This is a genomic window from Rhodopseudomonas sp. NSM (genome assembly GCF_052445935.1).
Classification (GTDB): domain Bacteria; phylum Pseudomonadota; class Alphaproteobacteria; order Rhizobiales; family Xanthobacteraceae; genus Rhodopseudomonas.
Genome location: NZ_JBQTCH010000003.1, coordinates 769,301 through 780,543 on the forward strand (window position 1 = coordinate 769,301; position 11,243 = coordinate 780,543).

Sequence of the window (11,243 nt, forward strand, 5' to 3'; positions counted from 1 at the left end):
GCTGCGACCTTATGCTCATCTGGCTTCCTCTGCGGCGCGCGCCGTCCACAGCGGTCTGGGACCGGTTGCTTGACGGCGAAGCCGCGCCCGCCCTGAATGGGGCTCCCATTCGAATGCGAGGCGCGCCTTGTCCATCACTGTCTTCGGCATCAGGAACTGCGATACGATGAAGAAGGCGCGGGCATGGCTCGACGGCCACGGTGTCGCCTACGCCTTCCATGACTACAAGACCGCGGGCGTCGACAAGGCCCAGCTCGCGCGTTGGGCCAAGCAGGTCGGCTGGGAGACGCTGCTCAACCGCGCCGGCACCACCTTCCGGAAACTGCCCGATGCGGACAAGGCGGACCTGACCGAAACCAAGGCGATCGCGCTGATGCTGGCGCAGCCGTCGATGATCAAGCGGCCGGTGCTGGAGAAGGGCACGACGCTGCTGGTCGGGTTTCGGCCGGAGGCCTACGCTGACGCGTTCGAGTGAGGCCGCCGGGAGACGTCGGGATCGCGGCTCGGCGCGCGGCCGCCGGTTGTCGTCGGTCTCAGACGCTCTCAAACGCTGAGCTGCATTGCATCTTGCGCACGGCTGGCGAATAGCGGCATAGTCGGCGAGAACGACGGGTCAGGAGCGCCTGCCAAGGCGCCCGGCACCGGATAGCAACAAAAAAAATCGGTCGTGCGCGGAGCTTCGCTGCGGACCGACAGGGGGAAATTGTTCTTGGGCGATGACATCATCCTTGAAACACATGGTTTGACCAAGGAGTTCTCCGGCTTCTTCGCCGTGCGCGATGTCAATCTGCGTGTGCGGCGCGGACACATTCACGCGCTGATCGGCCCGAACGGTGCCGGCAAGACGACATGCTTCAATCTGCTGACCAAGTTTCTGCATCCCTCGGCGGGGCAGATTCTCTACAAGGGGCAGGATATCACCGCGATGGCGCCGGCCGATGTGGCGCGGCTCGGGCTGGTGCGGTCGTTCCAGATTTCCGCAGTGTTTCCGCATCTGACGGCGCTCGAAAACGTGCGCGTCGCACTGCAGCGTCAGCACGGCAGCTCGTTCGATTTCTGGCGCTCCAAGAGCGTGCTCGATCGCTACAATCACCGCGCGCGGGAGCTGCTCGACGACGTCGGCCTGAGCGAATTCTCCGACACGCCTGCGGTCGAGATGCCGTATGGCCGCAAGCGCGCGCTGGAGATCGCGACCACGCTGGCGCTCGATCCGGAGATGATGCTGCTCGACGAGCCGATGGCCGGCATGGGCCACGAGGACATCGACAAGATCGCCACGCTGATCAAGCGGATATCGGCGAAGTACACCATTCTGATGGTCGAGCACAATCTCAGCGTCGTCGCCCATCTGTCCGACGTCATCACCGTGCTCACCCGCGGTCAGGTGCTGGCCGAAGGTCACTACAACGACCTGACCCAGGACGAGCGGGTCAAGGAAGCCTATCTCGGAGCGGGTCATGGCTGAGACGACGACCTTGGATCGCGCCGTCTCGGCGCCCTCTGGCAACGCGCTGCTGAGCGTGCGCGACCTGCAGGCGTGGTACGGCGAATCCCACATCCTGCACGGCATGAATTTCGAGGTCCGTACCGGCGAGGTGGTGACGCTGCTCGGCCGCAACGGCGCCGGCAAGACCACAACTCTGAAGTCGGTGATGGGCATCATCGGCAAGCGCACCGGCACGATCACTTTCGACGGCCACGACATCAGCCGGGCTTCGTCGGACAAGATCGCGCGTCGCGGCATTGCGTTCTGCCCGGAGGAGCGCGGCATCTTCGCCAGCCTCGACGTCCGCGAGAACCTGATGCTGCCGCCGCAGGTGCGGCCGGGCGGGTTGTCGCTGGATCAGATCTTCGAACTGTTCCCCAACCTGCGCGAGCGGCTGAAGAGCCAGGGCACCAAGCTCTCGGGCGGCGAGCAGCAGATGCTGGCGATCGCGCGCATCCTGCGCACCGGCGCGCGCTTCCTGATGCTCGACGAGCCGACCGAGGGCCTCGCGCCGGTGATCATCCAGCAGATCGGCCACACCATCGCGCGGCTCAAGAAGGAAGGCTTCACCATCCTGCTGGTCGAGCAGAATTTCCGCTTCGCCGCGACGGTGGCCGATCGCTACTACGTTGTCGAGCACGGCAAGATCATCGACGGCTTCGCCAATTCGGAGCTCGATGCCAACATGGACAAGCTTCACACCTATCTCGGCGTGTGAGCGCCGTGCCCTTCGAATTTCGCTGAGAGCTGGGAACCCCATGTCGATCAATATCCAGGCCCTGTTGGCGCAGCTTCTGGTCGGGCTGATCAACGGCTCGTTCTACGCCTTGCTCAGTCTCGGTCTCGCCGTGATCTTCGGCATGCTCAACATCATCAACTTCGCGCACGGCGCGCTGTATATGATGGGCGCGTTCTGCGCCTACTTCCTGCTCAACCTGTTCGGCATCGGCTATTGGTGGGCGCTGATCCTGGCGCCGCTGATCGTCGGCGCGTTCGGCATGCTGATGGAACGCACGCTGCTGCAATGGCTGTCCGGGCTCGACCATCTCTACGGTCTGCTGCTGACGTTCGGCGTCGCGCTGATCATCCAGGGCCTGTTCCAGAACTATTTCGGCTCCTCCGGCCTGCCTTACGCGATCCCCGATGAACTCCGGGGCGGCATGAATCTCGGCTTCATGTTCCTGCCGATCTATCGCGGCTGGGTGGTGGTGTTCTCGCTGGTGGTGTGCCTGCTCACCTGGTACCTGATCGAGCGAACCCGGCTCGGCGCCAATCTGCGCGCCGCCACCGAGAATCCGACGCTGGTGCGCGCTTTCGGCATCAACGTGCCGCGGATGATCACGCTGACCTACGGGCTCGGCGTCGGTCTCGCAGCGCTCGCCGGCGTGCTGTCGGCGCCGATCAACCAGGTGCGGCCGCTGATGGGCGCCGATCTGATCATCGTGGTGTTTGCGGTGGTGGTGATCGGCGGCATGGGCTCGATCATGGGCTCGATCATCACCGGTTTCGCGCTCGGCGTGATCGAGGGCCTGACCAAATATTTCTACCCCGAGGCCTCCAACACCGTCGTGTTCGTCCTGATGGTGCTGGTGCTCTTGGTCAAACCCTCGGGACTGACGGGACGGGCGACCTGACATGAGCACGATCACGCAAAACTCCGTTCCGGCCCCGACGACGCGCCGCCCGGTACGCGACGAGATGATCGCGTTCGCGCTGATGACGGTCGTGCTGGCAATCGTGCCGTTCACCGGCGTCTATCCTTTCTTCGTGATGCAGGGGCTGTGCTTCGCGCTGCTGGCCTGCGCCTTCAACCTGCTGATCGGCTATGGCGGGCTGCTGTCGTTCGGTCACGCCATGTTCCTCGGCACCGCGGGCTACGTCACCGCCCACGCGTTGAAGGTGTGGGAACTGCCGCCCGAACTGGGGATCGTCGTCGGCACGGCGGCGGCGTTCGGGCTCTCCGTCATCACCGGCCTGATCGCGATCCGCCGCCAGGGCATCTATTTCGCGATGATCACGCTGGCGCTGTCGCAACTGCTGTATTTCATCTATCTGCAGGCCCCCTTCACCCACGGCGAGGACGGCATCCAGGGGATTCCGCAGGGCAAGATGTTCGGGTTCATCGATCTGCAGAACTCCACCACGCTGTACTTCGTGGTACTGGTCGGCTTCCTGCTCGGCTTCCTGATCATCTACCGCGCCATCAATTCGCCGTTCGGCGAAGTGCTGAAGGCGATCCGCGAGAACGAACCGCGCGCAATCTCGCTCGGCTACAAGACCGACCACTACAAGCTCTTGGCCTTCATCCTGTCGGGCACGCTGGCCGGCTTCGCCGGCGCGCTGAAGGTGTTCGTGGCGCAGAACGCCTCGCTGACCGACGTGCACTGGTCGATGTCCGGCGAAATCGTGCTGATGACGCTGGTCGGCGGGCTCGGCACCGTGTTCGGTCCGGTGGTCGGCGCCTTCGTGATCATCGCCATGCAGCAATATCTCGCGGGCTTCGGCCAGTGGGTCACGGTGATCCAGGGCGTGATCTTCGTCGCCTGCGTGCTGACCTTCCGCCGCGGCATCGTCGGCGAGATCGGGCACTACTTCAAGCGGTCGCTGTAAGCGGACCACCGGGCGCGGGATCGATCGGCGCTACCCTCCTGACAAAACCGCCGCGCAACCATCGTTGCGCGGCGGTTTGCCGTTGATGCTCAACCCGACGCGGCTATGCCTTCGGAAAGATCTCGTATTGCGGCGTGGGCTCGAGCGGCAGTTCGGCCTCGGCGGCATGGTCCGCTGTGAGCGGCTGGTCGCGGCGGGTGCGGGCAGCCTTCTTTCGCGCTTTGGACAGTTCGACCGCTTCGCTCATCAGCTTCTCGACATCGGCGCTGAATTTCAGTGTCGGGTTCCCGGCGACGCTGAACTGGCCGTCGTGCCCGGTTGGGTCGGCTTCGCCATGCATCGTCTCTGCAGAATGCGTGGCCGGGTCGATCAACGGGTCCGGGACGGGGGGCGGGGGCGCGCTTTCGATGGCACCGCTGGTCGCCGCGGGAGCCGCATCGACCGGTACGACGTTGTTGGCCGTCACCGCCACCGGGGCCGATGGGGCGAGGGCTTCGCCGGTGTCGGCTTGCATGGCGCCCGGATCGATCGTCCCGGCGTCAGGCGTCGCATCGGCGTCGACGGCGGTCTGGACCGGATCCGGCTGGGCCGTTGCGGGGCGCAGTGCGGCTGCTGCGCGCGGCGGCATCGGCGGCAGGTCGTCGATCACGGGAGCCTCGATCGGCCGCGTCACCGGTTCGGCCAGCACCTGCCGGACCAACTCGCTGGTCTGCGGATCAGCGGCAATTGAAGAGGGCGGCGCGGGACGTTCGGCGACAGTTTCCTGCACGATTGGGGCGGCGGTTCGGACACCGAAGCTCTCGCGCGCTGCCTCGGGGGGCATCGTCTCGCGGCGCGGCGCCCCCCGCCGCGGCATGATCAGGTTGCGGACGTCGATCTCGCTGGTGTTGAACTCGCTGGTGTTGAATTCCGGCTCGTCATGTTCCGGCGCAAAGAAGTCGCCGACCCTGACGTTCCGGGCGGTATGGTCGCGGGCGACGACCTGCGCGGCGCGCCGGCGTGGCATCTCGTGTCGCGGCATCTCGTCGTCACGGCTGCGATAGTCCCGGCGGTCGACATCACGCCGGTCGAGGTCGCGCCGGTCAAAGTCGCGGCGATGCAGATCGCGGCGGTCGTAACCGTCGCGGTCGTCATGGGCGTAGCTGCGGCGGTCAAGGTCACGGGCGTAGGTCTGCGCCGGATAGTCCCGGCGGTCGAAGTCGCCGTCGAAATCGCGCGCATATTCGCGCCGGCCATCGTCGCGTTCGCGCGATCGATCGATCCGGTCGTCGGCGGGCGCGCGCCTCGGTTCCGTGCGCCGCTGTTCAGGCGGCGCGGGCTGCTTCATCTCCACGGCGCCGAGGCTCATGGCGGGCAGGGTGATCGCGGCGATCGCCGGAGCAGGGGCCGGTTCAGCCGGCTTGTCGTCGTCGAGGTCTTCGTTGTTCTCGATCCGCTGCCGCGCGCGCTCGACCTGAGCCTGAATCTTGGCGGCATAGACGCTGGGGGGCGAGAAGAAAATCTTCGCGATCACCGGCACGATCTCGAGGAAAATGATGAACATCCGCGTCATCCACGAGAACAGCGTCATGGTGGCGCCGTCCTTCGGATCGTTCTTCAATTCCTGATAGGCGGCGATCCGGGTCAGCGGATCGATCCTGTCCTTCTTCTCCTGGTAGTAGGATTCGGCGAGCGCCTTGCTGCGGAAGTCGGCAATGCTGGCAATCTTGTCGGCCTCGAACGATTTCAGGTCGGCGCGGGCGGCGTCGATCCGGGCCTGCAGCGCATCGGCCTTGGCCTTGATCGCGCCGCGCTCCTGATCGCGCGCGACCAACGCTTCGGCCGCGATCTTCGACTGCTCCGCGCGCAACTCGTCGCGTTTGGCGTGGAGCTGGACGATCTCGGCCTCGCGCGTCGCCCGCTGGGCGATGAAGGAGTCCCTCTGCTTCTTGGCGAATTCGTAGCGCGGTCCGGCGCCGGGGCGGCCGGAATTGTTCGGCGCGGCTTTCTGGCCAAACTCCTCGGCGTTCATGTCCGCGGTATAGCGCTGGATGGTGCGGTCGATCTGGCCGATGTCGGCGCGGATGTCGGCTTCGCGCGCGACCAGCGCCCCGATCTGCTGCTCGATGGCGTCGTTGCGGGTCTGGAGGTTGGGCTCCGCAACCGGAGTTTCGGTGAGGGCGTCGCGGTGCAGTGCCTGCAATGCGTCGATGCTGGCCTGGCGGCGAGCGGCCTCGGCGTTCAGCCCGGCCTCGTATTGGGCGATCCTGGTGTAGATCGGTTGATTGGCGGCGACGCGATCGGCCTCGATCTTCTGGTTGATCGTGCCGGAGAAGATCGCGAGTTCGAGAAACATCGCGATCACCCAGGCGAGCCCGAACGACATCAACAGCCGGATGCCGACCCGGACGAAGCGCCACGCCGTCTGCTTGGCTTCGGCGCTCGACTGAATCGGCGCGGTATTCCACAGCGTGCCCTGATAGAACCAGTCCGACTGGCACAGCGCGCGGTCGAACATCAGCACGGTGAGGGCGATCACGCCGGACACCAGCAGCCGCGTCCAGACGCTCGCGATCATGTAGCCGGTGGCGTGGAAGGACACCCCGAGCACGACGATGAAGGACAGGCAAAGCGATGCGCCGAGATGCGCGGCCCACAGCTTGTCGGAGGCCGGGCAGGTCGAGAGCGTCTTTCGATCGACGCCGGCGATGACACCAAGTGCGCGTTGAATCATGGCCGCCCAATTCTGCGGTGATAAGCGCCGCGGTTGGAAATGACAGGTTAACGCGAGTCTAACAGAGCCTCCGACAATTCAATACGCAGTGCGGCGGACAGGCTGCGTCGGGCGGTTCTGAGCTCGGCTCAGCAATGGCTGCTAAGTGGTGATAGTCAGGAGAGAAGTTCGCTGTCGCCGCGGGGCGCAACGCGGTTTCGCCACCCTCAAAAAATTCCCGTGGGGTGTCGTTGACAGGATCGCGTTCTGTCCTCCGATACCACTAGCCGGCGGGCGACTCGACCTGACGGGCCGCAGTGATTCGCGCGCGGCGCCCGCCGGGTCTCCGCCGCGCCGCAACGCCGACGTTGCGCCCGCAAATTCGCCCAATGGCCCGAAAGCCTGCAGGCCGGTGCATGTTGCGGAATGGGCGGTTGCCTGCCAGCGCTCGAAATGATTTATGACGCGGATGTGACGCGGGCCGACGCCCGATCCCCAGTCCCGTCAATCGGATAACTCCAGATGTTGCGTTACTTTCGAGCCCTTCTGCCGCGGGAGGAGAGGTTCTTCGACCTGTTCGCCCTGCATATCCAGACCGTGGTCCAAGGTGCGGAGGCGCTTCAGGATATGCTGCGGGGCGGGGACGAGACGCTGGTCCACTGCCAGCGCGTCAGCCATTTCGAAGCCGAGGCGGACGGCATCACCCGCGAGGTGCTGACCGCGGTGCGCCGCACCTTCATCACCCCGTTCGACCGCGTCGACATCAAGAACCTGATCACCTCGATGGACGACGCCATCGACCAGATGCAGCAGACCGCCAAGGCAGTGATCCTGTTCGAGGTCCGCGAGTTCGAGCCGCCGATGCGCGAGATCGGCACGCTCCTGGTCGAAAGCGCCAATCTGGTCGGCAAGGCGCTGCCGCTGATGAAGTCGATCGGGCCCAATCTGCAGATGCTGACGGCGATGACCGAGGAAATCACCAAGCTCGAGGGGCGCGTCGACGATCTGCACGACATCGGCCTGAAGGAACTGTTCCTCAAACATCGCGACGCCAACACCATGGATTTCATAGTCGGCGCTGAAATCTACGACCATCTCGAGAAAGTCGCCGACCGGTTCGACGACGTCGCCAACGAGATCAATTCCATCGTCATCGAACAGGTCTAGGGCCGCGCCGTGGACGCTTCGATCGGACTGCCGATTCTGGTCGGATTGATCGCCGTCGCCTTGCTGTTCGACTTTCTGAACGGCCTGCACGACGCCGCCAATTCGATCGCCACCATCGTCTCGACCCGGGTGCTGCGGCCGCAATACGCCGTGTTCTGGGCGGCGTTCTTCAATTTCATCGCCTTTCTGGTGTTCGGCCTGCACGTCGCCAACACCATCGGCACCGGCATCATCGAGCCCAGCGTGATCGACGCGTCGGTGATCTTTGCGGCGCTGGTCGGCGCGATCGTCTGGAATATCGTCACCTGGGCGCTCGGGATTCCGTCGAGTTCGTCGCATGCGCTGATCGGCGGGCTGCTCGGCGCCGGCCTCGCCAAGGCCGGGCTGTCGGCCGCGGTATGGGGCGGGTTGTCGAAGGCGCTACTGGCGATCGTGCTGTCGCCGCTGGTCGGCTTCCTGCTGGCGCTGGTCTTGGTCGCGATCGTGTCCTGGGCCGCGGTGCGCTCGACGCCATTCGCGGTGGATCGCGCCTTCCGCATCCTGCAGTTCGTCTCCGCCTCGCTGTATTCGCTCGGCCATGGCGGCAACGACGCGCAGAAGACGATGGGGATCATCGCCGTGCTGCTGTACTCGCAGGGCTATCTCGGCAGCGAGTTCTCGGTGCCGTTCTGGGTGGTGCTGTCGTGCCAGGCGGCAATGGCGCTTGGCACGCTGCTGGGCGGCTGGCGGATCGTCCGCACCATGGGGCTGCGCATCACCAAGCTGACGCCGATGCAGGGCTTCTGCGCCGAAACCGGGGGCGCCGCGACGCTGTTCATGGCGACCTTCCTCGGCGTGCCGGTGTCGACCACCCACACCATCACCGGCGCGATCGTCGGCGTCGGCGCGGCGCGGCGCATGTCGGCGGTGCGCTGGAACGTGGCCAGTTCGATCGTGTACGCCTGGGTGATCACGATCCCGGCTTCGGCGATCGTCGCGGCGCTGGCGTATTGGGCGACCCGGCTGCTGCCGACGTTCTGAGGTTCCGTCATTGCGAGGAGGCGAAGCCGACGAAGCAATCCAGAAGCTCCGTGCACAACGCCCTGGATTGCTTCGCTTCGCTCGCAATGACGGAATCGAGGACTTGCGCTTACGTCACCACCTTGAGCCCGATGATGCCGGCGACGATCAGGCCGATGCAGGCGAGGCGGGCCGCCGTCGCCGGATCGCCGAACAGCACGATGCCGAGCGCCGCGGTGCCGACCGCGCCGATCCCGGTCCAGACCGCATAGGCGGTGCCGATCGGCAGCGTCTTCAGCGCCAGCCCGAGCAGGGCGATGCTGACGATCATCGCGGCGATGGTCAGCACCGAGGGCACCAGGCGGGTGAAACCTTCGGTGTATTTCAGCCCGATCGCCCAGCCCACTTCCATCAACCCGGCGACGACCAGTAACCCCCATGCCATTCGATCTACTCCTGTAGAGATTTCAGTTGCTTGGAACCCGTCCCTGCGACCCTATATGAGGCTGTGAAGGCGCTACAGCAATTCCGCACGCCGCTTGATGTTCAAAGCCTTCGCCCTTGATTGCGCCGGCTTTCTTTGCCACAGCCTCAATCCATGTCCGACATCGCAGCTCCGGCCGACGCGCCGTCCTCGACCCCGTCTTCGCTCGCCCATGAAGTTGCGCGGCGGCGCACCTTTGCGATCATCTCGCATCCCGACGCCGGCAAGACCACGCTGACCGAAAAGCTGCTGCTGTTCGGCGGCGCGATCAATCTCGCCGGGCAGGTCAAGGCCAAGGGCGAGCGCCGCAACACCCGGTCGGACTGGATGAAGATCGAACGCGACCGCGGCATCTCGGTGGTCACCTCGGTGATGACTTTCGAGTTCGAGGGGCTGGTCTTCAACCTGCTCGACACCCCGGGCCACGAGGACTTCTCCGAGGACACCTACCGGACGCTGACCGCGGTCGATTCCGCCGTGATGGTGATCGACGCCGCCAAGGGCATCGAGGCGCGAACCCGAAAGCTGTTCGAGGTCTGCCGGCTGCGCGACATCCCGATCATCACCTTCATCAACAAGATGGATCGCGAAAGCCGCGACACCTTTGATCTTCTGGACGAGATCGAGAAGACGCTGGCGCTCGACACCACGCCGATGACCTGGCCGGTCGGGCGCGGCCGCGACTTCCTCGGCACCTACGATGTGCTCACCGGCGGCGTGCGGTTGCTCGAAGGCGGCGGCGCCAAGACCGGCGCGGCCGAGCAGATCGCGATCGAGGATCTCGGCAAGCGCAACGCCAATCTCGACGTCGGCGCGGTGAAGGAAGAGCTGGAACTGGTCACCGAGGCCTGCAAGCCGTTCGATCTCGACGCGTTTCGCGAGGGCCATCTGACGCCGGTGTATTTCGGCTCGGCGCTGCGCAATTTCGGCGTCGGCGATCTGCTGCAGGGGCTCGGCCGCTACGCGCCGCCGCCGCGCGCGCAGGAGAGCAACCTGCGCAAGATCGAGGCCGACGAGCCGAAGATGAGCGCCTTCGTCTTCAAGATCCAGGCCAACATGGATCCCAACCACCGCGATCGCATCGCCTTCGCAAGGCTTTGTTCCGGCAAGCTGACTCGCGGCATGAAGGCCAAGCTGGTCCGCACCGGCAAGAACATGAGCCTGTCGGCGCCGCAATTCTTCTTCGCGCAGGACCGCTCGGTGGCGGACGAAGCCTTCGCGGGCGACGTCGTCGGCATCCCCAATCACGGCACGCTGCGGATCGGCGACACGCTGACCGAGGGCGAGGACGTCACCTTCATCGGCGTGCCTTCGTTTGCGCCGGAAATCGTTCGCCGCGTCCGGCTCGGCGACGCGATGAAGGCCAAGAAGCTGAAAGAGGCGCTGCAGCAGATGTCCGAAGAGGGCGTCGTGCAGGTGTTCCGCCCGCGCGACGGCGCGCCCGCTCTGGTCGGCGTCGTCGGCCCGCTGCAGCTCGACGTGCTGAAGGCGCGGCTCGAAGCCGAGTATCAGCTCCCGGTCGATTTCGAAGTCTCCGAATTCCAGCTCGCGCGCTGGATCTCGGCCGAGGACCGCAAGAAGCTCGACAGCTTCATCACCGCCAACAACTCCTCGATCGCCGACGACGTCGACGGCGACCCGGTGTATCTCGCCAAGAACGAGTTCTATCTCGGCTACACGAGAGACCGCGCCGAAGGCATCGTGTTCTCCGAGATCAAGGACGTGAAGAAGGTGGCGTGAGGCGGGGGGCTGCGCGACAGCTTCAGGCCCGCAAAGGTCTCTCACAGCGTCATTGCCGGGCTTGA

At 65.1% G+C, this 11,243-nt stretch carries 10 protein-coding genes; 8 read left to right on the forward strand and 2 right to left on the reverse strand.

Annotated features, from left to right (window positions below):
• Nucleotides 1-127 precede the first annotated feature (127 nt).
• From ACTZWT_RS11905 to ACTZWT_RS11925, 5 genes are all read left to right on the forward strand, one after another.
• On the forward strand, nucleotides 128-475 hold the full coding sequence (locus ACTZWT_RS11905; protein ID WP_444769870.1) for an ArsC family reductase: 348 nt from the start codon (nucleotides 128-130) through the stop codon (nucleotides 473-475).
• Between the two features lie 234 nt (nucleotides 476-709).
• Nucleotides 710-1,465: an ABC transporter ATP-binding protein gene (locus ACTZWT_RS11910; RefSeq protein ID WP_444769871.1), complete on the forward strand. Its 756-nt coding sequence runs from the start codon at nucleotides 710-712 to the stop codon at nucleotides 1,463-1,465.
• Entirely contained in the window at nucleotides 1,458-2,204 is a 747-nt protein-coding gene (locus ACTZWT_RS11915; RefSeq protein WP_444769872.1) for an ABC transporter ATP-binding protein, read from the forward strand. Before ACTZWT_RS11910 ends, ACTZWT_RS11915 begins: the two co-directional genes overlap by 8 nt.
• Nucleotides 2,205-2,256: 52 nt before the next feature.
• Nucleotides 2,257-3,120 carry a branched-chain amino acid ABC transporter permease gene (locus ACTZWT_RS11920; protein ID WP_322518181.1) on the forward strand — a complete coding sequence of 288 codons (864 nt, stop codon included), beginning with the start codon at nucleotides 2,257-2,259 and terminating at the stop codon, nucleotides 3,118-3,120.
• Between the two features lies 1 nt (nucleotide 3,121).
• Nucleotides 3,122-4,096, forward strand: a complete 975-nt coding sequence (locus ACTZWT_RS11925) for a branched-chain amino acid ABC transporter permease (protein ID WP_444769873.1) — start codon at nucleotides 3,122-3,124, stop codon at nucleotides 4,094-4,096.
• 103 nt (nucleotides 4,097-4,199) lie between these two features.
• On the opposite strand, the gene ACTZWT_RS11930 is transcribed toward ACTZWT_RS11925, so the two are convergent.
• Nucleotides 4,200-6,809 (reverse strand): DUF4407 domain-containing protein, encoded by a 2,610-nt coding sequence (locus ACTZWT_RS11930; RefSeq protein WP_444769874.1) that lies wholly within the window; start codon nucleotides 6,807-6,809, stop codon nucleotides 4,200-4,202.
• A 501-nt stretch (nucleotides 6,810-7,310) separates the two neighbouring features.
• On the opposite strand from ACTZWT_RS11930, the gene ACTZWT_RS11935 reads away from it, so the two are divergent.
• Nucleotides 7,311-7,955: a DUF47 domain-containing protein gene (locus ACTZWT_RS11935; RefSeq protein WP_322516744.1), complete on the forward strand. Its 645-nt coding sequence runs from the start codon at nucleotides 7,311-7,313 to the stop codon at nucleotides 7,953-7,955.
• 9 nt (nucleotides 7,956-7,964) lie between these two features.
• Entirely contained in the window at nucleotides 7,965-8,975 is a 1,011-nt protein-coding gene (locus ACTZWT_RS11940) for an anion permease (protein ID WP_444769875.1), read from the forward strand.
• Between the two features lie 109 nt (nucleotides 8,976-9,084).
• Here ACTZWT_RS11940 and sugE read toward each other — a convergent pair whose 3' ends face one another.
• Nucleotides 9,085-9,399: a quaternary ammonium compound efflux SMR transporter SugE gene (sugE, locus tag ACTZWT_RS11945; protein WP_444769876.1), complete on the reverse strand. Its 315-nt coding sequence runs from the start codon at nucleotides 9,397-9,399 to the stop codon at nucleotides 9,085-9,087.
• A 153-nt stretch (nucleotides 9,400-9,552) separates the two neighbouring features.
• Here sugE and ACTZWT_RS11950 point away from each other — a divergent pair, with 153 nt between their 5' ends.
• Entirely contained in the window at nucleotides 9,553-11,178 is a 1,626-nt protein-coding gene (locus tag ACTZWT_RS11950; protein ID WP_444769877.1) for a peptide chain release factor 3, read from the forward strand.
• Nucleotides 11,179-11,243 lie beyond the last annotated feature (65 nt).

Excerpts from the sequence above, each read along its gene's own strand:
- ACTZWT_RS11915 (WP_444769872.1), top strand. The coding sequence starts at position 1,458 with ATGGCTGAGACGACGACCTTGGATCGCGCCGTCTCGGCGCCCTCTGGC.
- ACTZWT_RS11925 (WP_444769873.1), top strand. The coding sequence starts at position 3,122 with ATGAGCACGATCACGCAAAACTCCGTTCCGGCCCCGACGACGCGCCGC.
- ACTZWT_RS11930 (WP_444769874.1), bottom strand. The coding sequence starts at position 6,809 with ATGATTCAACGCGCACTTGGTGTCATCGCCGGCGTCGATCGAAAGACG.
- ACTZWT_RS11935 (WP_322516744.1), top strand. The coding sequence starts at position 7,311 with ATGTTGCGTTACTTTCGAGCCCTTCTGCCGCGGGAGGAGAGGTTCTTC.
- sugE (WP_444769876.1), bottom strand. The coding sequence starts at position 9,399 with ATGGCATGGGGGTTACTGGTCGTCGCCGGGTTGATGGAAGTGGGCTGG.
- ACTZWT_RS11950 (WP_444769877.1), top strand. The coding sequence starts at position 9,553 with ATGTCCGACATCGCAGCTCCGGCCGACGCGCCGTCCTCGACCCCGTCT.